The organism is Nitrospinota bacterium (genome assembly GCA_016217735.1).
Taxonomy (GTDB): Bacteria; Nitrospinota_A; UBA7883; order JACRGQ01; family JACRGQ01; genus JACRGQ01.
In genome coordinates this window covers 38688-61906 of the sequence record JACRGQ010000033.1, presented here as the reverse complement: position 1 = coordinate 61906, position 23219 = coordinate 38688, and the positions used below count along the sequence as shown (strand labels likewise).

Annotated in this window: 22 protein-coding genes; 11 read left to right on the top strand and 11 right to left on the bottom strand. The window is 60.5% G+C overall.

All coding sequences use genetic code 11. The annotated features are described in order from the left end of the window. From HZA03_05485 to HZA03_05450, 8 genes are all read left to right on the top strand, one after another. The coding region (locus tag HZA03_05485; protein ID MBI5637405.1) for an aspartate carbamoyltransferase at window positions 1–152 on the top strand (152 nt) is incomplete at its 5' end. After that, a complete protein-coding gene (locus HZA03_05480) occupies window positions 149–1435 on the top strand; it encodes a dihydroorotase (GenBank protein ID MBI5637404.1) in 1287 nt (428 codons plus the stop codon). The genes HZA03_05485 and HZA03_05480, both read left to right, overlap by 4 nt. Then, window positions 1432–2559 carry a glutamine-hydrolyzing carbamoyl-phosphate synthase small subunit gene (gene carA / locus HZA03_05475; GenBank protein MBI5637403.1) on the top strand — a complete coding sequence of 376 codons (1128 nt, stop codon included), beginning with the start codon at window positions 1432–1434 and terminating at the stop codon, window positions 2557–2559. The genes HZA03_05480 and carA overlap by 4 nt, the downstream gene beginning before the upstream one ends. Further along, window positions 2559–3227 (top strand): hypothetical protein, encoded by a 669-nt coding sequence (locus HZA03_05470; GenBank protein MBI5637402.1) that lies wholly within the window; start codon window positions 2559–2561, stop codon window positions 3225–3227. The genes carA and HZA03_05470 overlap by 1 nt, the downstream gene beginning before the upstream one ends. Before the next feature lie 3 nt (window positions 3228–3230). Continuing rightward, window positions 3231–6428, top strand: coding sequence for a carbamoyl-phosphate synthase large subunit (carB, locus tag HZA03_05465; GenBank protein ID MBI5637401.1), 3198 nt, complete (start codon window positions 3231–3233; stop codon window positions 6426–6428). Continuing rightward, window positions 6418–7866, top strand: coding sequence for a transglutaminase domain-containing protein (locus HZA03_05460; protein MBI5637400.1), 1449 nt, complete (start codon window positions 6418–6420; stop codon window positions 7864–7866). The genes carB and HZA03_05460 overlap by 11 nt, the downstream gene beginning before the upstream one ends. A 268-nt stretch (window positions 7867–8134) precedes the next feature. Further along, window positions 8135–8869, top strand: a complete 735-nt coding sequence (locus HZA03_05455; protein ID MBI5637399.1) for a dihydroorotate dehydrogenase electron transfer subunit — start codon at window positions 8135–8137, stop codon at window positions 8867–8869. Further along, a complete protein-coding gene (locus tag HZA03_05450; GenBank protein MBI5637398.1) occupies window positions 8857–9774 on the top strand; it encodes a dihydroorotate dehydrogenase in 918 nt (305 codons plus the stop codon). Before HZA03_05455 ends, HZA03_05450 begins: the two co-directional genes overlap by 13 nt. Window positions 9775–9784: 10 nt before the next feature. Here the strand turns inward: HZA03_05450 and HZA03_05445 are convergent, their stop codons facing one another. The 11 genes from HZA03_05445 to flgF all read right to left on the bottom strand — a co-directional run bounded on the left by HZA03_05445 (window position 9785) and on the right by flgF (window position 18772). Then, window positions 9785–10225, bottom strand: a complete 441-nt coding sequence (locus HZA03_05445; GenBank protein MBI5637397.1) for a flagellar assembly protein FliW — start codon at window positions 10223–10225, stop codon at window positions 9785–9787. After that, window positions 10222–10467, bottom strand: a complete 246-nt coding sequence (gene csrA / locus HZA03_05440) for a carbon storage regulator CsrA (GenBank protein MBI5637396.1) — start codon at window positions 10465–10467, stop codon at window positions 10222–10224. Before csrA ends, HZA03_05445 begins: the two co-directional genes overlap by 4 nt. Before the next feature lie 93 nt (window positions 10468–10560). Further along, entirely contained in the window at window positions 10561–12075 is a 1515-nt protein-coding gene (gene flgL, locus HZA03_05435; protein ID MBI5637395.1) for a flagellar hook-associated protein FlgL, read from the bottom strand. A 42-nt stretch (window positions 12076–12117) separates the two neighbouring features. After that, window positions 12118–13809: a flagellar hook-associated protein FlgK gene (gene flgK, locus HZA03_05430; protein MBI5637394.1), complete on the bottom strand. Its 1692-nt coding sequence runs from the start codon at window positions 13807–13809 to the stop codon at window positions 12118–12120. A gap of 1 nt (window position 13810) precedes the next feature. Then, the gene (locus HZA03_05425; GenBank protein MBI5637393.1) at window positions 13811–14314 is read right to left on the bottom strand and encodes a flagellar protein FlgN; all 504 of its coding nucleotides are present in this window, start codon (window positions 14312–14314) and stop codon (window positions 13811–13813) included. Next, on the bottom strand, window positions 14311–14667 hold the full coding sequence (locus tag HZA03_05420; GenBank protein MBI5637392.1) for a rod-binding protein: 357 nt from the start codon (window positions 14665–14667) through the stop codon (window positions 14311–14313). The genes HZA03_05425 and HZA03_05420 overlap by 4 nt, the downstream gene beginning before the upstream one ends. After that, a complete protein-coding gene (locus tag HZA03_05415) occupies window positions 14664–15743 on the bottom strand; it encodes a flagellar basal body P-ring protein FlgI (GenBank protein MBI5637391.1) in 1080 nt (359 codons plus the stop codon). Before HZA03_05415 ends, HZA03_05420 begins: the two co-directional genes overlap by 4 nt. Window positions 15744–15764: 21 nt before the next feature. After that, complete coding sequence (locus tag HZA03_05410; protein MBI5637390.1) at window positions 15765–16418, bottom strand: flagellar basal body L-ring protein FlgH; 654 nt, start codon at window positions 16416–16418, stop codon at window positions 15765–15767. Between the two features lie 18 nt (window positions 16419–16436). Then, window positions 16437–17159 carry a flagellar basal body P-ring formation protein FlgA gene (gene flgA, locus HZA03_05405; protein ID MBI5637389.1) on the bottom strand — a complete coding sequence of 241 codons (723 nt, stop codon included), beginning with the start codon at window positions 17157–17159 and terminating at the stop codon, window positions 16437–16439. Window positions 17160–17188: 29 nt separating this feature from the next. Continuing rightward, entirely contained in the window at window positions 17189–17977 is a 789-nt protein-coding gene (flgG, locus tag HZA03_05400; GenBank protein ID MBI5637388.1) for a flagellar basal-body rod protein FlgG, read from the bottom strand. A 24-nt stretch (window positions 17978–18001) separates the two neighbouring features. Then, a complete protein-coding gene (flgF, locus tag HZA03_05395) occupies window positions 18002–18772 on the bottom strand; it encodes a flagellar basal-body rod protein FlgF (protein MBI5637387.1) in 771 nt (256 codons plus the stop codon). 262 nt (window positions 18773–19034) lie between these two features. Here flgF and HZA03_05390 point away from each other — a divergent pair, with 262 nt between their 5' ends. The 3 genes from HZA03_05390 (at window position 19035) to HZA03_05380 (ending at window position 23111) form a co-directional block, all read left to right on the top strand. Continuing rightward, on the top strand, window positions 19035–20273 hold the full coding sequence (locus HZA03_05390) for a DUF2029 domain-containing protein (protein ID MBI5637386.1): 1239 nt from the start codon (window positions 19035–19037) through the stop codon (window positions 20271–20273). A gap of 49 nt (window positions 20274–20322) precedes the next feature. After that, the gene (locus HZA03_05385) at window positions 20323–21567 is read left to right on the top strand and encodes a DUF2029 domain-containing protein (protein MBI5637385.1); all 1245 of its coding nucleotides are present in this window, start codon (window positions 20323–20325) and stop codon (window positions 21565–21567) included. A 101-nt stretch (window positions 21568–21668) separates the two neighbouring features. Next, window positions 21669–23111, top strand: a complete 1443-nt coding sequence (locus HZA03_05380; GenBank protein ID MBI5637384.1) for a hypothetical protein — start codon at window positions 21669–21671, stop codon at window positions 23109–23111. Window positions 23112–23219 lie beyond the last annotated feature (108 nt).

Here is a 23219-nt window from a genome sequence, read left to right as displayed (position 1 = left end):
TGATAATGCACCCCGGCCCGATAAACCGGGGGGTGGAGATAGCCTCCGACGTGGCGGACGGCCCCTACAGCCTCATCCTTTCGCAGGTCACGCACGGCGTGGCGATGCGGATGGCGGTGCTTTATCTTTTGTGCGGAGGAGCCGAATCGTGAGCGGCGCGATATTGATACAAAACGGCCGCGTGATAGACCCGTCGCGCGGCATCGACGGCGTGCAGGACGTGCTGGTGAAAGACGGCGTCATCGCCGCCCTTGGCAAAAACCTCGCGGCCGGCGGCGCGAAGGTCATCGACGCGAAGGGGCTGGTGGTCTCCCCCGGGTTCATCGATCTGCACGTCCATCTGCGCGAGCCGGGCTTTGAGTATAAAGAGACCATCGCCACCGGCGCGATGGCCGCGGCGGCCGGCGGGTTCACCGCCGTCTGCTGCATGGCGAACACCAAGCCGGTGAACGACAACGCTTCCGTTACCCGCTTCATACTGGAAAAAGCGGCCGCCGCTGGCGGCGCGCGCGTGTATCCCATCGGCGCCATCACCAAGGGGCTTAAAGGGGAAGAGCTGGCCGAGATAGGCGAGATGAAAAAGGCCGGCGTGGTGGCGCTTTCCGACGACGGGCGGTGCGTGATGGACGCCCGCGTGCTGCGGCACGCGATGGATTACGCCGCGATGTTCGGCCTCACCATCGTGGAGCACTGCGAGGACGAGCACCTCGTCAAGGGGGGCGTGATGAACGAGGGGGAGACCAGCGCCCGCCTCGGCATCAAGGGGATGCCCGCCATCGCCGAAGACGTCATCGCCCGGCGCGACATCGATATCGCCGCGTACCTGAAGCGCCCCGTCCACATAGCGCACATCAGCACGCGCGGCGCGGTGGAAAGCGTCCGCGCCGCCAAAGCGGCGGGCACCGCCGTCACCTGCGAGGCGGCCCCGCACCATTTCACCCTCACCGAAAAGAGCCTCGAAAGTTTCGACGCCAATTACAAGATGAACCCGCCGTTGCGGACCGCCGATGACGTGGCCGCGGTGAAAGAGGGGCTGCGCGACGGAACCATCGATTGCATCGCCACCGATCACGCCCCGCACGCCAAATGGGAAAAAGAGCTGGAGATAGACCAGGCCCCGTACGGCATCGTGGGGCTGGAAACCGCGCTGGGGCTTTCGATGGCGCTGGTGCGGGAAGGGGTGTTTGGCCTGCCGCGCCTGGTGGAGCTGCTCTCCGCCAACCCGGCGAAGATATTCAACCTGCCGGGGGGAACGCTGAAAGAGGGCGCGCCCGCCGACATCTGTCTCTTCGACCCCGAAAAAAAGTGGACCGTCGATCCCGCCGGATTTTTGAGTTTGGGCAAAAACACCCCCTTCGCCGGGAAGGAGCTTTCTGGAAAAAATTGCCTTACCATCGTCGGGGGACGAATCGTGTATAATCCGTCGGATTTATGAAGGCAACACTTGTTCTTGAAGACGGCAGGGCGTTCACGGGCCGCCCGTTCGGCGCCCCCGGGGAGGCCGTCGGCGAGGTGGTGTTCAACACCGGCTTGAGCGGGTATCAGGAAATCCTGACCGACCCCTCCTATACCGGACAGCTCGTCACCATGACCTATCCGCTCATCGGCAACTACGGCATTACGCCCGAAGACGAAGAGTCGGGCAAGATACAGGCCGCCGGTTTTATCGTGAAAGAGCCAAGCCGCATCGTGAGCAACTTCCGCGCCGCGAAGCCGCTGGAGCAGTACCTGAAAGAACAGAACATCACCGGCATACGCGGCATCGATACCCGCGCCCTCACCCGCCACCTCCGCAGCCGCGGCGCGATGCGCGGCGTCATCAGCACGCTGACCGATAATGTGGACGCCCTCATTGCCAAGGCGCGCGCCCACGAGAGCATGGCCGGGGCGGATATCGCCGCGCGCGTCACCTGCAAGGCGCCCTACGAATTCACCGAGGGGCTATGGGAACTGGGCAAAGGCTTCAGCAAAAACATCAAGCCCCGCTTCAAGGTGGCGGCGTACGATTTCGGCATCAAGCGGAACATCCTGCGCCACCTCGTCGAGCGGGGCTGCGCCGTCACCGTGTTCCCCGCCGACACCACGGCGGAGAAAATCGCCGCGTTCAAACCGGACGGCGTTTTCCTCTCCAACGGTCCCGGCGACCCGGAGGCGGTCACCTACGCCATCGCCAGCGTGAAAGCGATGCTGGGCAAGTACCCCATCTTCGGCATCTGCCTGGGGCATCAGATCATGAGCCTCGCGCTGGGGGCGAAGACCTTCAAGCTGAAATTCGGCCACCGCGGCTGCAACCACCCGGTGATGGATATTCCCGCCGGGCGGGTGGTGCGGATCACCTCGCAAAACCACGGCTTCGCGGTGGACGGCGAAACGCTCCCCGCCGAACTGGAGATAACCCATTACAGCCTCAACGACAACACGGTGGAAGGGGTGCGGCACAAAACGTTGCCCGCCTTCTCGGTGCAGTATCACCCCGAGGCCTCCCCCGGCCCGCACGACACCGCCGTTCACTTCGACCGGTTCGTCGAGATGATGGCGCGGCGCGGGGGCGCGGCCTGATGTTCGACTTCATCTTCAAAAAAACCATCGGCCGGCCGGCCCCGGGCGGCTGTCAGGTGATCCGCGGCCTGCTGGACCGGCTGATCGAATACGCCTCGGAACCGCGTTTCGCGGAAAGCCTCAACGCCGCGCGCGAGATATTTTACGCGAAAGCGGGCAAGACCAACGAGGACGACCCCGATTTCATCCAGCGGATGAACACGTTCCTCGAATGGTTCATCTTCGACTACCGGCCGGAAGGGGCGGGTACCCACTCGGTCTATGACCGGTTCCTCAACGAGAAACGGAAAGAAATAAGCTCCGGCGACATGATCAACTGGATCGCGCTGTCGCGCCAGGTACACTCGATGTTTCTGGTCAAATCGTGCGCCGGCGGCGTGATCACCGTGCGCGACCTCGCGGGGCGGCGCAACTACGTGGTGACCGGCGACGACCATCTGGAGGCGGGGGACATCCTTGAAAGCCGCGTCATCTGCGTGGGAAAAGGATGTTTCTTCACCTATACCCATGTGCTGCATTCCAAGATGGCGCTGCGGCCGATCCGCGCCGAGCTGAAAAAATACAAGGGCAAGCCGCTGGGCGAAGAGCTGTTCTTCAAGCTGGAGGGGATGCAGCTCAAGTGGCGCCGCTTCCGCCAGATCAGCATTGAAGACATTTACAGGATGTGACCGGTGCCGAAAAGAAATGATATCCGGAGCGTGCTGATCATCGGGGCCGGCCCCATCGTGATCGGCCAGGCGTGCGAATTCGACTACTCCGGCACGCAGGCGGCCAAGGCGCTCATGGAGGAGGGAATCCGCGTCATCCTCGCCAACAGCAACCCCGCCACCATCATGACCGACCCGCAGTTCGCCGACCGCACTTATGTGGAGCCGCTGACGGTCGACGTGCTGACGAAGATCATCAAGCGCGAGCGCCCCGACGCGGTGCTGCCCACCGTCGGCGGGCAGACGGCGCTCAACCTCGCGGTCGGCCTGGCCGAAAGCGGCGTGCTGGAGCGGTACAACGTGGAAATGATCGGCGCGAACCTTGACGCCATCAAGCGCGCCGAAGACCGCTCGCTCTTCAAGCGGGCGATGGTGGAGATCGGCCTCAACGTGCCGCGCTCCGGCTTCGCCAACACGTTTGACACGGCGATGGAGGTGCTGGACCGCGTCGGCCTGCCGTGCATCATCCGCCCCTCGTTCACCCTCGGCGGGCAGGGCGGCGGCGTGGCGGACACCCGCGAAGACTTCATCGAGAAGGCCAAGTGGGGGCTGGCGCAAAGCCCCATCAGCGAGATCATGATCGAGCAGTCGCTGCTCGGCTGGAAGGAATTCGAGCTGGAAGTGATGCGCGACCGCAAGGACAACGTCGTCATCGTCTGCTCCATCGAGAATCTCGACCCGATGGGCGTCCACACGGGCGACAGCATCACCGTCGCCCCCGCGCAAACGCTCACCGACCGCGAATACCAGATGATGCGCGACGCGGCGCTCAAGATCATCCGCAAGATCGGCGTGGACACCGGCGGCAGCAACATCCAGTATGCCGTGAATCCCGCCGACGGCGAATTGCAGATCATCGAAATGAACCCGCGCGTGTCGCGCAGCTCGGCGCTCGCCAGCAAGGCCACCGGCTTTCCGATAGCGCGCATCGCGGCCAAGCTCTCCATCGGCTACACGCTGGACGAAATCAGCAACGACATCACGAAAAAGACCTGGGCCGCGTTCGAGCCGTCCATCGACTACTGCGTCACCAAAATCCCGCGCTTCGACTTTGAAAAATTCCCGCAGGCCGAGGCGCTGCTCAGCTCGCAGATGAAATCGGTGGGCGAGGCGATGGCGGTCGGCCGCACCTTCAAGGAGTCGCTGCAAAAGGCGCTCCGCTCCATGGAGACCGGCATCGACGGGCTGGACGAAACGGCCATCGCCCCCGATGAACTGCGCGCGAAACTGAAGACCTCCTACCCGTTCCGCATCCTGGGGGCGGCGCAGGCGTTCCGCTTCGGCTGGAGCATCGAAGAGGTGCATCGCCTCACCTTCATCGACCCGTGGTTTCTGGACAACATCAAGGAGATCGTCGAGGCCGAGGCGGCGCTGAAAGCCGGCGGCCTCCCCGCGACCGCCGATGCAATGCGGGCATGCAAGCAAATGGGCTTCGGCGACCGGCGGATCGCCAAGCTCTGCGGCGTGAAGGAATCCGCCGTGCGGGAAAAGCGGCTGGCGCTCGGCGTCCGCCCCGTCTTCAAGCGGATCGACACCTGCGCCGCCGAATTCGAGGCGCTCACCCCGTATCTCTACTCCACCTACGAGGAGGAGTGCGAGGCGGAACCAACCAACCGGAAAAAAATCATGATCCTCGGCGGCGGCCCCAACCGCATCGGCCAGGGGATCGAATTCGACTACTGCTGCGTGCATGGCGTGTTCGCGCTCAAGGAAGCCGGGTACGAAACCATCATGGTGAACTGCAACCCCGAAACCGTCTCCACCGACTTCGATACGGCCGACCGGCTCTACTTCGAGCCGCTCACGCTTGAGGACGTGATGGAGATCGTGGACAAGGAAAAGCCGGCGGGCGTCATCGTGCAATTCGGCGGTCAAACGCCGCTGAAGCTCGCCATGTCGCTGGAAAAGGCCGGCGTGCCGATCATCGGCACGTCGCCCGACGCCATCGACCGCGCCGAGGACCGCAAACGCTTCCAGGAGGTGGTGACGAAGCTGGGGCTTAAGCAGCCCGAAAACGGCACGGCCACCAACAAGCAGGAAGCGGCCGCCATATGCAACCGGATCGGCTATCCGGTGGTGGTGCGCCCCTCGTATGTGCTGGGCGGCCGCGCGATGGAGATCGTGTACGACGAGGCGTCGCTCACGCGGTACATGGAAAACGCCGTGAAAGTGTCGCACGAGCGGCCGGTGCTCATCGACAAGTTTTTGAACGACAGCACCGAGGTGGATGTGGACGCCGTGCGCGACGGCAAGCTGACCGTGGTGGGGGGCGTGATGCAGCACATCGAAGAGGCGGGCGTCCACAGCGGCGACAGCGCCTGCTCGCTGCCGCCGCGCGACCTGCCGCAACGGATCATCGATGAAATCCGCATCCAGACCAAAAAGCTGGCCGACGAACTGAACGTGATCGGCCTGCTGAACATCCAGTTCGCCGTGAAAGGGGACGATGTCTACGTCCTCGAAGTAAACCCGCGCGCCTCGCGCACCGTGCCGTTCGTCGCCAAGGCGACGGGGGTGCCGCTGGCCAAGATCGCCGCGCGCGTGATGGCCGGCGAAACGCTGGCCGATCTCGGCTTCATCAGCCAGAAAATGCCCCGGCATATCAGCGTGAAGGAAGCGGTGTTCCCGTTCATCAAGTTCCCCAAAGTCGACGTGCTTCTGGGGCCGGAAATGAAATCGACCGGCGAGGTGATGGGGATAGACCGGACCTTCGGTTCGGCGTTCGCCCGCGCCACCCTCGGCTCCGGCGCCAAAATCCCGCGCGGCGGGAAGGCGTTCCTCTCGGTCGCCGAGTACGACCGGAAGGCGGCCGTGGATGTCGCCCGCGGCCTGACCGCGCTCGGCTTCACGCTGGTGGCCACCGCGGGAACCGGCGCGGCGCTCACGGAGGCCGGTTTGGCGGCTGAAATCGTGCATAAGGTGAAGGACGGCTCGCCGCACATCGTGGATATGATGGAGGCGGCGCAAATCGCGCTGGTGGTGAATACCACCTTCGGCAAACAGGCGATCCTCGACAGCCAATCGATCCGGCGCACGGCGCTGAACCTCAACATTCCCTACACCACCACCATCGCCGGGGCGCATTCCTACATCGCCGCCATCAAGGCCATGGGCGAGGGGGAAATAGAGGTCCGCTCGCTGCAGGAGTATCATGCGCCGTAATGCGGCGTTTCCCGCGGCCGTTTTTCTTCTGCTGTTTTCCCTGTCCGCTTTCGCGGAGACCATCGCCGACGAGTGGATGGAGCTTCAGATGAACGGCAAAAAAATCGGTTTCTCCCACCAGAAAGTCACGAAAGACGGCGCCGGCTACCGCATCGAAAGCAAAGCGGTGATAAAGATGGAAATGGGGGGCGTGGAACAGGACCTCAGCACCAGCAGCGCCTATTTCCTCGACGCGGATTTCCGCCCCCTCCGGTTCACCTATATGCAGAAGATGCTCAACCACCGCCAGTTTTTCGAGGGGGTGGTGCATGGGAACGAAATGGCCGTCACCGTGGAATCGGCCGGCGCGGTCAGCCGCAAAACGGTGCCGCTGGAAGACCAGGTCTATGTGGCCGACACGATGGCGCTGCTGCTGGGGAAAAAGAAGCTGCGGGGCGGCGAAAAGTTTTCGTTCCGCGTGTTTCTGGAGCCGCTGCTCGCCTCCGAAACGATGGGCGTGGAAGTCGGCGCGCTGACGGATCTCGATATTGACGGAAAAAAGGCGAAGGTGTTTCCGGTCACGATGAAGCTCAAGGGTTTCGTCACCGTCTCCTACATCACCCCGGAGGGGCGCGTGCTGCGCGAGATATCGCCGATGGGCTTTGTTTCGCGGGCCGTGGGCGAAAAGCAGGCGCTCGATTTTCCGCTGGAGCGGGTCAGCTTCACCGGCCTTCTGGCCTACAGCCTCATCCCGGTGGCGGCGCCGGTTGAGAATGCGGGCGCCGTCACGCTGCTCCGCGCGCGCATCACCGGCATCGGCGCGCCCGATCTGCTGCCGGAGGACGACCGGCAGAAAACCGTTTCCGCTGAAAAGGCGGCGGGAAAAAACGGCGCGGCATGGGCCGTCACGCTGGAGGTGCGCAAAAACCGCGCGAAGAACATCGCCCGGGTGAACCGCCCCGCCCCGGCCGCGCGGTTTGGCGAATTCATGAAGCCGACGTTTGAGGCGCAATCGGACGACCCCGCCATCATCGCGAAGGCGGCGGAGATCACGGGGGCGGAAACCGACATGTACCGCGCCGCCGTCAAGATCAACCGGTGGGTCTTTACCAATGTGAAGAAAAAATACATCGACACGTTCTCGGGCGTGGCGACGCTGAAATCGCTTGAGGGGGAATGCCAGTCGCACACCAACCTTTTCGCGGCGCTGGCGAAAGCGGCGGGCATACCGGTGAAAACCGTTTCCGGCATCGTGTACGCCCCGGACTACAAAGGGTTTCTCTACCATGCGTGGCCCGAGGTGTGGGCCGGCGAGTGGGTGGCGATGGACCCGACCTTCGGACAGGATATCGCCGATGCCACGCACATCAAGCTGACGGACGGCGATTTGAGCGTGCAGCTCCAGCTCTTTGAATTTATCGGCAAGATCGGCCTGGAGCCGTTGGAGACCGGGCGTTGACGAAAAAAAGCTATGTTATGAGGGTGTATGCGTCAGCAACCGCTTGTCATCCTGAGCCATAGGCGAAGGATCTCTTTCCGGAAAGGAGGCGCGGAATGGTAAAGAAGCCGCATGCCATGCAGAGCATGGCGTCGGCGGCGTACTATCCGCGCCGGGAGTCCCCTTCAAGGGGAAAGGGATTCTTCGCTGCGCTCAGAATGACATGCATAAATGGTTATTCAACACCCCGTTAGAGGTAAGATAAGATGCGGTTGGACCAAATAAAACCATGAAATCAAAAATCATCTCCAACCGGGAAGTGACGCGGGGATATTTCCAAATGGAGTTTGAATTTCCCGCCGCCGCCTCGCCGGGGCAGTTCATCATGCTGAAGGTGGCCGAGCATAATGACCCGCTGCTGCGCCGCCCCATGAGCATCGCGGGCCTCGACGGCGGCGTGATGAGCGTGATCTTCAAGGTGGTGGGGCGCGGCACCGCGTTGCTGGCGGAAAAACAGGCCGGGGAGCATATCGACGCCATCGGGCCGTTCGGCTCGGTCTTCGCCCCGCCGCAAGCGGATACCGTGCTTTTGGTTGGCGGCGGCATCGGCATCGCGCCGTTGCTGTTCTGGGCGAAGCGCAACCCCGCGCGCACGGCGGCCGCATTCATCGGCGGCGCCACTGAAAGCGATATTTTGTGCGCCGAAGAGTTTTCAGAAGTACACATCGCCACGGAAAACGGATCGCGCGGCCGCAAAGGGCTTGTCACCGCGCCGCTCGTGGAACACGCCGCATACAAAAACAAAACCGGCTACATCCTCGCCTGCGGCCCCACGGGGATGCTGAAAGCGGTGGACGCGCTATGCGCCCAACACGGCATGAAAGGCGAGCTTTCGCTGGAGGAGCGGATGGGCTGCGGCTTCGGGGTCTGCCTCGGCTGCGTGTGCGATACAACCGCCGGGCGGAAACGGATGTGCGTCGAGGGACCCGTCTTCAAAACCGGGGAGGTGCTATGGCGGACCTGAGAGTGCGCATCGGCGCGCTGGAGCTGAAAAACCCGGTCATCTCCGCCAGCGGCACGTTCGGCTACGGCCTGGAATTCGCCGATATGATGGATATAAAGAAGATGGGGGCCTTTTGCACAAAAGGGCTTTCGTTGAAGCCGCGCGCGGGGAACCAGATGCCGCGCATCTGCGAAACCCCTTGCGGCATGATTAACTCCATCGGCCTCGAAAACGTGGGGATCGACGCGTTTGAGGCGGAAAAACTGCCGAAAATACGCCAGACCGGCGCGACGGTCATCGCCAACTTTTTCGGCGACACCGAGGCCGATTACGTGGAGGCGGCGCGGCGGCTGGCGGCGATGGAGGGGGTACACGCGCTTGAAATGAACGTCTCCTGCCCCAATGTGGACAAGGGGGGGATCGAGTTCGGCGGCGACCCCGCATTTTTGGAAAAGCTCACCGGCGCGGTGAAGAAGGTCTGTGATAAAAAGCCGCTCATCGTGAAGCTTTCGCCGAACGTGGCGGACATCCGCCCGTTCGCCTTGGCGGTGGAAAACGGCGGCGGCGACGCCATCAGCGCCATCAACACGCTGAAGGGGATGGGCATCGACGTGAAAACGCGGCGGCCGAAGATCAAGCGGGTGTTCGGCGGGCTTTCCGGTCCCGCCATCAAGCCGGTGGCGCTGAAGATGGTGTACGAGTGCGTGAAGACGGTGAAGATACCGGTCATCGGCATCGGCGGCATCGCATCGCTGGACGACGCGCTGGAGTTCCTCATCGCCGGCGCGTCCGCCGTGCAGGTGGGGACGATGAACTTCGTGGAGCCCGCCATATGCCAGCGGCTCGCGGAAGAGCTGAATGCTTACTGCGACAGGGAGAACATCGCGCGCGTGACCGATCTCATCGGCACGCTGCAAACGGACTGACTACCGCCGGTCAGACGACCGGCTGGCCGCCCATGAAGACTTTGTGCTTCGTGGTGTATTCGCTGTCGTGCAGGATGATCTGCTTTGCCAGCAGGCGCGGCTCGTTGATGATGAGCGGCGCCTGGAGGTTGGCGGTCATTTCGCGCGGGTCGTGCGGAATCGTCACGATCACCCGTATCTGAATCTCCTCTTTGCTGGCCACTTGCAGGTCGGCGATATCCTGATCGCCGAGGTCGAACTGGTAATCCGCCTTGAACACGAACGGATTCATCACCACGAACGCCAGGTCCGGCTGGTCCAGCGCCTGAAACAGCTCGAATGGCGATCCTTCGAGGAACGGCAGGAAGATGTAGCGCCGGTAGTTCGGAAAACCGATGATCCCGTCGTTGACGGAGATGATCCGCGCGGGATCGATCTCGATCTCGCCGTAGCGCGCGGTGCCGATCTTCATGGCTTTTTCCCCCCCATGTTCCCCATGAGCGTTTTGAGGGTATCCATGTTCACTCCCTGCCACGACGAGGCGAGGTGATTTTCCTCCTGTATCTTCGCGTACACCTCTTCGCGGTGGATGGACATGTTCTTCGGCGCCTCGATGCCGATCCGCACGGAGCGTCCCTTCACGTCCATGATCTGAATCTTGATGTTGTCGCCTATGTTGATCGATTCGCCGACTTTGCGCGTCAATACCAGCATGTTCCGTCTCCTTTGCCGTCCCTGGCCTTTGTTTCCGGTATTCTACCGCAAACCGGTCTTTCAATGTCCGAAGGTTCCCCACTTAGTCCCCCTTTACTTCAGGAAATTCAGCAGCGAGGGCTGAATGATTTGGGCCGTCGCGCGCGCCGTCGCCTGGTAGGCGGTTTGCAACAGCGAGAAATCCGATATGGCCTTCGCCATGTCGGCGTCCTGCGCGTTGGAAAGCATGATGGTGACGTCCGCCTTCGAGCTTTCAAGCTGCGAGGTGTTCACGTCCAGCCGGTTGATGCGGGCGCCGATTTCGCCGCGTATCGCGGCGGTGGTGTCTATCGAGGTGGAAAGGTTGTCCAAAAGGCCCGATATCGCCTTGACATCGTTTTTCTTCATCGCGGCCGAAAGCCGCTGGAGGTTCAGAATGAGGTTGCGCCCGCCGCCGATCCCCAGTTGATCGGCCATTTTGCCGGCGTTGATGTCTTTGGCGTACGCCACGGTGGCCGGGTTGTTCGAGGTCAGCGTCAGCGCGGTGCCGTTGGCGTTCAGCGCCGCCGTCACGTTCGCGCCGGAGGCGTTGATGGCGTTGATGACATCGCCCACCGTTGAAGCCCCGGCGAACGAAACCGTCGCGGAGGCCGAGCCGTTTATCACGGAGATGTCGGCAAGGGGAAGCCCGATGCCGCCGTACAGGTCGGCAAGCGCGGTGCCGGTGGTGACCGAGGGGCGGAGGCTGTCGCTTCTCATGGTCTGCACGGGGCGGCTCCCCGCGATGCCCAGCGTGGAAGCAACCGTGCCGGCGGTGTCGGTGATGCGCACCGGGCCGGTGACGGTCGTCGTATTGTTATCCACTATCTGGAAGGAATAAGTGCCGGAGGCCGGGAGCGACGCGGTGACGTTCGCCCCCGACGCATTGATGGCGTTGATCAGGTTGCCAACGGTCATGCCGGCGGTTACGTTTACCGTGCCAGTGCCGCCGGCGCGGTCGACAATGGTAAAGGTGCCGGCGCCGGTTCCCTGTCCGAGTTTCGTCGAGGCAAGGGGCGTGTTGAGGGTCAAGCGCGGCGACATGTCGGCCATAAGGAAATCCGACGCCTTGACCGTCATGGCGATAGAGGAGTTTTCATTGAGGGCGGCATCCAGCGCCACGGTGTCTCCCTGATATTGGCCGGTTTGTGAAACCGGGGGGACGTTGGTCGTGCGTCCGCTGAACAGGAAATCCGATCCAAATTTGCCGTTGCCGGTCTGGATGGTGTGCTGGATAAGGTTGTCTATTTCCAGCGACGTGGTGAGGCGGGTTTGGGGCGTTGAGGTGCCGCTGGCCTGCCCTATCGCCAATTCGCGGGCGCGGGTCGCCACATCGGTGGTGCCGGCGATAAGCGATTCGCTGCTGCTCAACACGCCCTTGGCCTTTTGGGTAAAGGTGGCGTACCGGTCGTTGCGGTCCAGCCGCGCCTGGAAGTTCATGATCTCGCCGATGGCCAGCGGGTCGTCCGAGGGGCGGTTTACCCGTTTGCCGGATGACAGTTGTTCCGACGACTTGTACAGCCCTTCGTTTTGCGCATACATGTTAACGAGGGAGTTGTTGTACATCATCTGGTTGGTGATTCGAAACATATGGTACCTCTTACTTTTCCGTGCCGCCGGGCGGCCATTCCGTTACTTGATGTTCAACAGCGTTTGCAGCATTTCATCAATGGTGGTGATGGTCTTGGCGGCGGCGCCGTAGGCCTGCTGGTACTTCACCAGGTTTATCATTTCTTCGTCCAGCGCCACGCCGGAAGACTGTTGGCGCAGATTGTTCAGCTGGTTCGTCACCGCCTCGGCCAGTTTCCTCCCTGAAGCCGCGGCCTGCGTGGTGGAACCGACGCCGCCCACGGTGGCGCCGTAAAAATCGGTGTAGGTATATACGCCGGAAGTGGCTCCCGCCACGCTCCACGCGCCGCCTATGGTCTTGGCATATTGCAGCGAACCAATCGCCTCCGCGGAGATGCCATCGCCCCAGCGGGTGGTGCTGCCGGCCGCCACCTTGTTCAGGTCGTTCTGCACCGTCGGGTTAACGGCCAGCGTGAAGGCGGCATTGAACGCGCCGCTGATATCAAAGCTGTCGCCCGCGTTGGGCGCGCCCGCGATGGCGATGGAAATGCCCCGCTGCTGGAAAAACGTCAGCGGCGAGCCGGCGGTGAAGGTGAACGTGCCGGAGGCGGTTCCCTTGTCGATATTGTTCACGGTGTAGGAGCCGCCCGCGCCAAAAGTTATCCGGTAATGATCCAGATTAATGTTATCCGGGTTGAGCACGGAGCCGGGCTGCAGGGTGCCGGTGCCGGTGTTCAGGTTGCTGGCGCGGCCGCCCGGAGTGAGGCCGTTAAAAAAATTGATGCCGGTGCTGCCGTCAAGGCCGAACGAAGCGGCATGAATCCGGTTAACGTCCCGGACAATCGATGCGGACAGGGAGTCGAGCTGGTTCTGCACCTTTATCAGGTCCTGGTCGCGCAGGGTGGTCCATGCCCCCATCTGCCCCGCGGAAATATCGCTGGTGATGTTCACATTGTTCCCGGCGGAGTCCGCCCAAAAGACGGAACTGGTCGCGGGATCCGAGGGGTTCTGCTTGGTGCTCAGCGTGAAGTTGTTTTCACCGGTCACCAGCGGGCGGCCCGTCTTCATGTACACGGACACTTCGCCGTTGTTGGCCTCGGCGTAGCCGATGTCCATGAAGCTGGCGACCTGCTTGATAAGCCCTTCGCGGCGGTCGCGGTAATCGTTCGCCACCGCGCCGTTCGATTCGGTCTCGTGTATCACCTTGTTGAGCGCGGCGATCTGCGAGGTGATGTTGTTGATGATCGGCACCGCGCCGGTGATTTTAAGGTCGGTATCGCGCCGGGTCTGTTGCACCTGGCCGGCGACGAACGAAACCTTGGCCGAGAGGGACTTCGCCTTTTCCACCACGTCGGTGCGCTCGGTGGCGCCGGACGGGTTGATGGCGAGGTTGTAATAACTCTGGAAGAAATTGCTCATGGCGTTGTTGATGCCGCTGCCGCTGGTTTCGTTCATGATCGTATCCACGCGGTTCATGATGGTCTCGCGGGCCTGGTAGTTGTTCTGGTTGAAATCCGCCGATAACTGCTGGTTGTAGAGGAACTGGTCGAAATTCCGCTTCACGGCGGCAACGGTCACGCCGGTGCCGATAAAGTGGTTTCCCTGGTTGACCGGGTACTGGGCTTGCAGAATCGCGGTCTGCCGGTTGAAATCCGGGTTGTTCACGTTGGCGACGTTCTGGCCGGTCACTTCGATGGCGGTCTGCGCCGACAGCAGCGCCCACTTGGCCGTGTTCATCGCGCCGTAGATGTTCATGTCAGTACGACCTCGTCACCATCACGCCGGAGCGCATTTTGCCCCCCATCGTTTTCGCGTTCGAGTAGGTGGCCGTTTCGCCCCCCGCCAGCGCATTGGCGTAACGTATGGTTTCCACGACGGTATCCAGCGCGCGGCCGATCAGGCGGCGGCTGAAATCGCTTTTTTCCCGCGCGGTGTCCATGGCTTTTTTCAGGCGCCCGCCGGCGGCCAGCAGCTTTTCTTTCAGCGCGCGCCCTTCCGGCGCGGCGGCGATTTCCGCCAAGGTGATGTCGGCGGCGTTCCGCCTCATGGCGGCGGCGATCATTTCCAGCAACGCGCCGCGGGCCTCTTCGGCCATCTTCAGCTTGAGCGCCAACTGTTCTTTTTCCTTCATCAGGGTGTCCAGGCGGGAGAGATCGCACGCCTGCACGGCCTGATACTCCAGGTCGCAGTTGCGCGCCAGCTCTTCGTACGCGTGCGCGTTGCGATCCAGCAGTTCCAGCAGCCGGGCCGGGGCTTTCATTTCACCCCTCCCGCGTTCTTTTCCGCCTTCAGCGAGGCGAGGTACGCTTTTGAGAAGGTGTTGTACAGGTTTTCGGCGATGCCGCTGCCGCCGTTTTTAGCCATCTGTTCGGAAAGCTTGTCGTCCATCATTCCTTTGTATATCTCTTCGGCATTGCCGCCGTTAAGATAACCGTCCTTCGGCACGGTTTTCCGCATGGCGTCCACCACCTGCTTCATGAAAAAACCCTCGTATTCCCGCGAGAGTCCCTTCAGCTTGTTCATATCCTTTTTTTGCTGTTCGCTAAGTCCTTCGGGCGCCGGGGCGAACTGGGGCCGCCGGACGGCGTGGAGGTTGGCCGTAATCCCGCTCATAACACTTCCATCTCCGCGTTCAACGCCCCCGACGCGTGCAGCGACCGGAAGATCGCCACGAGATCCTGCGGCGACACCCCCAAGGCGTTCAGCGCCGCGACAAGGTCGGTGATGCTGGTGTTTTTCTTGAGCATGGTGATTTTTTCCTTTGGCGCCTGCGCCGGGGCATTGGCTCCGTTCCGCACCTGCAGGGTGATATCCGCGAATGAAATGGCGACGTCATGTATCTCCACGTTGTCGCCGATAACCACCGTGCCGCTTTTTTCATCCAGCACCACGCGGGCCGGCATATCGCTGGTCACGTTCAACACCTCAACCTCGCTCATGAAGCCGAAAGGATTGGCCGCGAACTTGGCGGGAACCTGCACTTCCACGGTGCCGGCGTCGAGGCCGCGGGCGGTATCCTTGCCGTACTTGCCGTTGACCGCCGCAACCATGGAAGAGGCCGTTGCGAAATCCGGCTTGCTCAGCAGGATATTGAACTGCGATTTTTGCGCGAAGTCGTTCGGCACTTCCTTTTCCACGATCGCGCCGTCCGGGATGGTGCCGGTTGTCGGCACCACTTCCACGTTGCTCCCTTTTTTGCCGTTTTTGCGGGTGACGGCCAGCGCCCCCTGCGCCACGGCGTATACTTCGCCGTTGGGGGCTTTCAGCGGGGTCATGAGCAGCGTGCCTCCTTCGAGGCTTTTGGCGTCTCCCAGCGAGGAGACGGACACGTCCAGCTTGGTGCCCGGCTTCGAGAAGGGGGAAAGCGTGGCGGTCACCATGACGGCGGCCACGTTCTCCACTTTCACGTCGCGCAGGAAGCGCGTCTGCGAAACGCCGATCTGCGGGCCGGTCAGCTGGCGGATGTCGACGGTTGTCCCCAGCCGCTTGAGCATCGCGACGAGCGTCTGCGCGGTGAAGGGGGTTTTCGACGTGCGGTCGCCGCTGTTTTTCAGGCCGACCATCAGGCCGTAGCCGATGAGCTGGTTCTGGCGCATTCCCTGGATGTTGGAAATGTCCTTGATCCGCGAGGCACCGGCCGCCGCGGGGAAGGCCAGCAGGACTACCGCCATCACGCCGATGAATTTCATGATGTTCATGTCAGCCTTCCTTTAAAAGGGCCAGATTTTCTTGAACAGCCGGGTTGCCCAGCCGCCGGTGTTGCTGTCGTTGAGATCCCCCACGCCGTCATACTGGATTTCCGCGTTGGCGATCTTGGTGGACATGATCGAGTTGTCGAAGTTGATGTCTTCCTGCCGCACGATGCCGGTAACGTGGATGAATTGATCCTCGTTGTTAATCTTCATTTTGCGGCGCCCTTCGATCTTCATGTTGCCGTTGATGGATACCTCCATCACCATCGCCGAGACGGTGGCGGTGAGCGCGTCGTTGCGGCCGCTGCTTCCCGTTCCGCGGTAATCTTCGCCGCCGCCCATGCTGATATTGGTTCCGGGCTTGGTGTTGTCGGTGGAAATGCCGATGGTGTTCTGCGTCTGGCTGCTGGTGCGGTTGGTGGTGGTGTTAAGCGCTTTCACGTTTTCCACCAGATACACGGTGACGATGTCCCCCACGCGCAGCGCCTTGTTGTCGGCGAAGAGCATGTTCGGGCCGTTCTGGCCGGGCCAGAGCGAGCCTTCGGTGGAAGTAGCCTTCACCGGTTCCGGGTCGGGCACGATCATGGCGGGGGGTATCTGCTTGCCCGCGCAGGCGGCGGAACCAAAGAGCAGCGCGGCCGCCACCAGCGCCGTTTTCAAATTTCCGTTCATTGCCATCTCCTTGTTCCGTTAAAAATTCACCTGTACCGTGCCCGCGTCCACCACCCTGCCGAACAGCCTTTTGTTCGACCGGAGGTTAAGCACCGGTATCAGTTCGCCTATACTGCCGTCCTTTTTCGCGACCCCGCGGGTGGTCAGCTTCACCTCGCTGTTTTCCGCCACCAGCAGAATCAGGTCGCCGGCCTTTACGTCCACCGCTTTCGCCAGGTTTGCTTTCGCCACCGGGCGGTTCGGCTGGATGTTGCGGTCAGCCACTTGACCCACTACTTGTGCAAAATCCGTGCAAAAATCGTTTACCGGGCCGTGGACTTTAATTTTTTCCATACGGAGCATTCCCTCCGTGATGGTGGTTCCTTTGGGTATCCGCTCGGCGGCCACCGCCACTTCGGCCTGTATCTCAACTTTGGCGGATAGACTTATCCGTTTGATTTCATTTCCGTTACTGTAGAATTCCACCTCGCCGATCACTGTTTCCATCCCCTTGGAAGTGCGTTGCACGTTCAGCCGGTAGTCATCGAAGGCGGCGGGGATTTTTTCGTTGCCGGAAACGCTAATGTCCAAAACCCGGTACTCCGATACGGTATCTGAAAGGGCCGAAGCGAGGTATTCGCCGACGGCCTTTTGGAAAAATGCGGAAGTTTTTGCATCCGGGGCGGCAGAAATTGCCCCCCGCTCAACCGCTCTCCCCGGCCCCGCCGCCAGCATCGCCAGCAGCAGTGTCAGGCAAACCATACGCGGACCGGAGTTTTTAACCATGTCCGTTACCGTTTCGTGTTGTTGGCGGTCTGGAGCATTTCGTCAGAGGTGGTTATCGCCTTCGAGTTGAGCTCGTAGGCGCGCTGGGCGAGGATCATGTTGGTAAGCTCTTCCACCACGTTGACGTTGGAGGATTCGATAAAACCCTGCTGCACCTGTCCCAATTCGTTGGTGCCGGGAGCGGCGGGCGTCGGCGCGCCGGAGGCGGCGGTTTCCTTGTACAGCCCGCGGCCGACGGAAATAAGCCCCGCCGGGTTGATGAAGCTGGCCAGTTCCATTTGTCCAACCACGGTCGCCACGGTCTGGCCCGGCTGTATCACCGATACCTGGCCGGTGGCGGAGATGCTCACATTCAGCGCGTCCTGCGGGATGGTGATCGGCGGCTCTAACGGTTCGCCGTCGCCGGTCACCATCTGGCCGGTGCTATCGAGCCGGAATGCCCCCATGCGGGTGTAACCCACCGTGCCGTCCGGCTGGAGCACCTGGAAAAACCCTTTTCCCTGTATGGCCATGTCCAGCTCGTTGCTGGTCTGCTGAAAATCCCCCTGCGAGAAGAGCTTCGACACGGCGGAAAGTTTTGAGCCCATGCCGACCTGAATGCCGGTCGGCACCTGGTTGCCGGTGGGGGTTTCGGTGCCGGGCATCCGCATTGTCTGGTACAAAAGGTCCTGGAACTCGGCGCGGCTCCGCTTGAAGCCCATCGTGCCGACGTTGGCCAGGTTGTTCGATATCACGTTGATGTTTTCCTGCATCGCGCCCATGCCGGTAGCGGCGGTGTAAAGCGAACGAATCATGGCATTTCTCCTTTAAATAGCCGGTTACGGTCTGGCGACATCGGCGATAAGGCGCGATGTCATGTCGTCATTCGAGTGAATTGTTTTCTGGAATGCTTCGTAGGTGCGCAACGCGGTGATCATCCGGGTCATTTCCGCCACCGGGTTGATGTTGGAGGCCTCCAGATACCCTTGCCTCACGTTCGCCGTTGGCGCCGCCGTGTCCATTTTTTCGTCGGCCACGAAAAGCCCTTGTCCCGCCTTCTTCAGTTGTGACCGGTCGGCGAAATTCACGATTTTAAGCTGCTCGATCCCGCCGCCGGAAACAGTCACGCGGCCGTCTTCCCGCACGGAAAATTCCTCGTTTCCCACATGGATGGGATTGCCGTTTTGGTTCGAAACCTGATAGCCGTCCGCCGTCACCAAGTCGCCCCCGGAGTCGATCTTGAAAGCGCCGCCGCGGATGTAGCGTTCCCCCATCGGCGTCTGCACGGCCATGAAACCGTCGCCGTCGAGCGCGATATCGAAGCTGTTGCCGGTTTTCTGCAACGCCCCCTGTTCGTAATTGGTGTAGCTTTGCGAGCCGACCATATAGGTGATGTCATCCGTCTTGTCCGCTAAAACCCCGGCTTTGATCTCATTAGCGGCAGGTGCGGCCGCGCCGGGCGCGCCGGCTTTCTGGAGGTAGCTTTGGAAAAGCATGCGGTCCGCCTTGTAGCCGGCCGTGTTCATGTTCGCCATGTTGTTGGCGATAATATCCATTGCCCGCTCCTGGGCAAGGCTGCCGCTGGTGGCTACGTATATTCCCTTATTCAATGTATCCTCCTGTCAAAATTTCCAACTCCACTGCTTGATAGTTCAAGAGCTGTGCCATAACGCCCCCCAACAGGGTCATTCGGACGCGCCGATTGTAAACAGGCTGTTTTACAATGCACTAGGCGATTACTGACGGGGCATGGCAAGGATGTATCGGTGTCATCGGACTTCTTGCCAGAAAAAAGGGGGGCGTCAGGCAAGGCATTATTTTCCCCAAAGCGTCAAAGCCCCCCGCAGGGTCATATATAATTGTCACTATCCTATGAATTATTGGCGGAGACTTGGCTTCGAGCGGAGGGCGGCGGCCCTGTTCATCCTTTTCTTCTCCATTGCCGCGCTTTTCCCCGCCGCGGAGAGACGCAATATTTACCAGGTATACGATGTCGGCACACGGGCCGTCATAATTGGAATGAATCCCTACCCCGCCGCCGATTGGCAGGCGGGCGAATCTCCCCCGCCGGCGGAGTTCCCCGGCAGCCCCACCTTCGCCTATTTCTTCTCGCCGTTTTCCACCCACCACGGGCTGGGGCCGGATGCCGGCTCTTATGCCTGGGTGCTGCTGAATTTTGCGGCGTTCATGGCGGGGGTGTGGTCTTTGTTCAGCCTTATCGATGGCGAGCGGAAACTGCTGCGGAAAAAATGGTTCCTCATCGCGCTATTCCTGCTGGCCGGCGAAATGCCGGATTCGATCATGAATGCGCATAACAACGGCCTTGTCACCGGCATGATGCTGCTGGGGACGGGACTCTATTTGCGGGGGCGCAAGGGGTGGGCCGCATTGCTGCTGGCTATGGGGACAAATTTCAAGCTGTTCCCGCTGGCGATGGCGCTGCTCCTCGGCCTCGATCTCGGCTTTGGTTTTATCATCGGCTTCGCCGCGATTACCGGCGCCCTTTTCCTCCTGCCCGCGCCCATCATGGGGTGGGCCGCCTACGGCTCGATGCTGGCAAGCTGGTTCGATATCATCGTCACCGTGCCGCTGCACGCCGTCCACCTCGGTCTGGAGCCGACCCTGCTGCATTACGGTTTCCATATCGCTCCCGCCGAGTTCGTCTTTTTCACCTTGGCCAACGCCGGCGCGCTGGCGCTGGCGTCGTTTCACCTTCTTAAGAGGGATCGCGGCGAGTTTATACGGCTCATCGTGCCGGCGTTGCTCGGCTTCGCCGTTCTATTCAACCGGCGGGCGGAAAGCCAGAGCTTTATCATCATCGCGCCGGTGTTTGTTTTCATGTTGCACACCGCGTTGCGCTTACGCGCAGAGGGGGACGACAGCGGGTTCCGCGCCAATGCCCTGTTCATCGTCATCGGATGGATGCTCATCTGGTGGGGCTATAGCGTTTTCGCCTCCCCCATATTCCGCATAACGGCGGAGGCGTGGCATTTCAAAACGCTGGGGGCCGTCCTCCTGTATCTGTGGGCATGGGCGCAGATTGTCATGCACTTCGCCAATAAGATGCAGGCCGAGGGAACGGCAGTCCCGGTGGCCGGCGCGGCGCAATAATTTGCCGCGTTCCCCGCGGTTATTTGGTATAAAATCATCCCCACTATATATGGACTATTGGTTGAAACTCAGCTTCGAAAAGAAAACGGCGGCTCTATTCATCTTTTTTTTCGCGCTATTGGCCATTTCCCCGGCTATGGGGATACACAACAACTACCTGGGGTACAACGGCGGCGTTATCTCCATCATTCAAAACCATAGCAATCCCTATCCGGCGGACTGGAAGACGGCGGAGCCGCCGTTCGGCAACTGGTTTTTGTGGCCGCCGCTGTTCGCGCTGTTTTTTTACCCGTTTTCCACGCTTGCCCTGGGGCCGCACGCCGGTTCCTACGTATGGTGCGTGCTGAACATGCTTGTGCTTATGGCCGGCATCCACGCCGTATGGCGCGAGATCGACGGGAAACGGAAACTTTTCAGCGGGTGGTGGTATTTTTTCGCCCTGCTTTTGATGGCCAACGAGATGATGGGCAGCCTTACCAACCTTCAGATTAACAGCCTTATCACCGGCGTTATCCTGTTGGGAACGGCCATGTATTTCCGGGGACGGTACGCGATTTCCGGTTTTTTTCTCGCGCTGGGGGTGGGGCTGAAAATCGTACCGCTTCCGATGGCCATGCTGCTGATGCTGGAGTTCAACGCGGTATTCATCGCCTCATTCGTCCTTTTTCTGGCGGGACTCTCCTTGCTGCCGCTTTTGGTTATGCCGCCGTCCCTGCTGATGGAATGTTTCCGCACGCTCGTGGAACTGCATTCCATGGAACGGGTGCATACCATTTATTTGGGCCTGCATCCCACCCTGCGGCATTACGGGATTATCATAAGCAATCCGGCGTTTTCCGGTTTCCTGCTTGCAAACGCGGCGCTTATCGCGGCCGCGGCGTTCATGGTTTTCCGCAAGGATAGGGGGCAATTCGTCCGGCTGCTTGTGCCGCTGGCGCTGGCGTTCATGATTCTTTTCAACAAGCGGGCGGAAAGCCCCACCTACGTCATGCTGGTTCCCATATTCACGTTCATGCTCCACGCGGCCCTTTCCGCCCGGAGCGGGGGGGACGAAGCGGGATTCAAAACCCGGATGGCATTCCTGCTTATAGGGTGGTTCCTTGTCTCCATCGTATTTTCGGATTTGGTGCCGCGCCCGGTGCGCCAGTTCGCCAATCTATGGCACTTAAAAACCATAGGCGCGGTATGGCTGTATATCTGGTCGTGGATGGAGGCGGTCCGGTTTTTTTGGGCGGGCGGCCGGGGCGGTGGCGCGGGCAACGTTCCACCTTCTCAAGCGGGAAATAAAATTTAGCGGCGGGCATTCTGCGCCGGGGATTCGCCCGAATGTTCAGGGTAAATATCTTTTTGCGGATGGAATTAGGAGCTATGACATTTCGACAGGGAATATCGTGTGTGGCGCTTGCATTGCTTCTTTTCCCTGTTTCCGCCGGTGCCGCTGATATTTTGAACATCAACCCGGAAAACAGGGCCTTTTACGACCGTTTAGGCCTTGCCTCGGACAAGATGGCCCCTGGCCGCAACGTGTCCCCCGCCAGTTGTTACCGCCTGGAAAAAGCGGGACTCGATAATGCCGATTCCGGCTGCGCCGCTGGCGAAGCCGGGACGTGGAACTTCAAGCCGCTTTCCGGCATCACCGCGAAATTTCTTGTCGGCAATGAGGAAAAAGCGGTCATCCCGGGTTCGTCCGGGCTTGTCTATTACAAAGGGGCGAACCTTTTCCTGTTCGAGGATGGCTATGCAACCTATGGCGATACATTCGCTTTCTATTACCAATTTAAACAGATTGAGACGGAGCAGTTCAAGCAAAGCCAAATATTCCGCGCCTACGCGAAATACCGTTTGGGCAAATGGTCCATCGAGGCCGGAAAAGATAACGTGGCCTTGGGTCCCGGTGAATATGGCGGTCTCCTTCTCTCCACCAATGCCGAGCCGTACCCGCTGATAAAACTGGCCACTGAAGAGCCGCTCGATTTTTTCGGAAAATGGGATATCACGTTGATGAACGGCTGGCTGCTGTGGAACAAGGAACAAGACCCGTCGAATTCGAATGTCATGGCGGTGCGCGCCGCGTATTCCCCGGCCGGCTGGCTGGAATTGGCGGGCACCAGAATCATCCATTATGGCGGCGCGGGGCGTCCCGCATACGCACCGAACGAGTATCTCACGTTGTTTGGCGGGGGCAGCGAACATATGGGAGGAAGTTTTAACAACGATGGGATTGTTTCATACGACATAACTCTCCGGCTGCCGCTAAACAGGCTTTTCCCATCGGTCAAGTCGTTTACCGTTTATGATGAAGAGGCGTCGGGGGATTTTGGCACATGGTGGCAAAGTTACCCTACCGAGGCAAAAAAAGTGGAATTTATCGAGTGGGGCCAGCCTTCGAACACGACCGGGATGACGCTGGCTTTCGAAGACGACTTTTTCCGATTGGAGTATAACCGGATAGTTAACGGATTTTATCGGCACCCTTCTTATTCTTATGAGGGGTATTCGCACCATGATGTTTCCCTGGGCGCCATCACTGGAACCAACAGCCGCAGCCTGGTTTTCAGCCACTTGCACCGTTTTAGCGGCCAGACACGGCTGAAATACCAAATCGGCCGCTACGAAACTCCGAAGACTCCGCAAAGTTACGAGCCGCAATTGCAAATGTTCCGCGATTTTATCGTGGTGGAGCCGCAAAGCAGCTTCGGTTCCTATGCCGTTTCGCTGTATCTGCGTTATGACCGCACCACGAATTACGACACCAATTTCCTGCCCAACCAATACAGCATCATTGCCGAAGACAAAGATTTTTACACGCTGGGTATTTCGGTAACGATGGAATTATAAGCGTAGCCATTTTGGCATCCCCTGAAACGGAGGGTATAATGCGGTTCTGTGAAAACGCCTGACTTTTCCGCTTTCAAGGACGCGCTGAAAAAGGCGAAGTTGCGCCTT

Bases quoted from the DNA above. Each gene is read 5' to 3' on its own strand.
- carA (MBI5637403.1), top strand. From the start codon at position 1,432: ATGAAGGCAACACTTGTTCTTGAAGACGGCAGGGCGTTCACGGGCCGC.
- HZA03_05470 (MBI5637402.1), top strand. From the start codon at position 2,559: ATGTTCGACTTCATCTTCAAAAAAACCATCGGCCGGCCGGCCCCGGGC.
- HZA03_05460 (MBI5637400.1), top strand. From the start codon at position 6,418: ATGCGCCGTAATGCGGCGTTTCCCGCGGCCGTTTTTCTTCTGCTGTTT.
- HZA03_05455 (MBI5637399.1), top strand. From the start codon at position 8,135: ATGAAATCAAAAATCATCTCCAACCGGGAAGTGACGCGGGGATATTTC.
- HZA03_05450 (MBI5637398.1), top strand. From the start codon at position 8,857: ATGGCGGACCTGAGAGTGCGCATCGGCGCGCTGGAGCTGAAAAACCCG.
- HZA03_05445 (MBI5637397.1), bottom strand. From the start codon at position 10,225: ATGAAGATCGGCACCGCGCGCTACGGCGAGATCGAGATCGATCCCGCG.
- csrA (MBI5637396.1), bottom strand. From the start codon at position 10,467: ATGCTGGTATTGACGCGCAAAGTCGGCGAATCGATCAACATAGGCGAC.
- flgL (MBI5637395.1), bottom strand. From the start codon at position 12,075: ATGTTTCGAATCACCAACCAGATGATGTACAACAACTCCCTCGTTAAC.
- flgK (MBI5637394.1), bottom strand. From the start codon at position 13,809: ATGAACATCTACGGCGCGATGAACACGGCCAAGTGGGCGCTGCTGTCG.
- HZA03_05425 (MBI5637393.1), bottom strand. From the start codon at position 14,314: ATGAAAGCCCCGGCCCGGCTGCTGGAACTGCTGGATCGCAACGCGCAC.
- HZA03_05420 (MBI5637392.1), bottom strand. From the start codon at position 14,667: ATGAGCGGGATTACGGCCAACCTCCACGCCGTCCGGCGGCCCCAGTTC.
- HZA03_05415 (MBI5637391.1), bottom strand. From the start codon at position 15,743: ATGAAATTCATCGGCGTGATGGCGGTAGTCCTGCTGGCCTTCCCCGCG.
- HZA03_05410 (MBI5637390.1), bottom strand. From the start codon at position 16,418: ATGAACGGAAATTTGAAAACGGCGCTGGTGGCGGCCGCGCTGCTCTTT.
- flgA (MBI5637389.1), bottom strand. From the start codon at position 17,159: ATGGTTTGCCTGACACTGCTGCTGGCGATGCTGGCGGCGGGGCCGGGG.
- flgG (MBI5637388.1), bottom strand. From the start codon at position 17,977: ATGATTCGTTCGCTTTACACCGCCGCTACCGGCATGGGCGCGATGCAG.
- HZA03_05390 (MBI5637386.1), top strand. From the start codon at position 19,035: ATGAATTATTGGCGGAGACTTGGCTTCGAGCGGAGGGCGGCGGCCCTG.
- HZA03_05385 (MBI5637385.1), top strand. From the start codon at position 20,323: ATGGACTATTGGTTGAAACTCAGCTTCGAAAAGAAAACGGCGGCTCTA.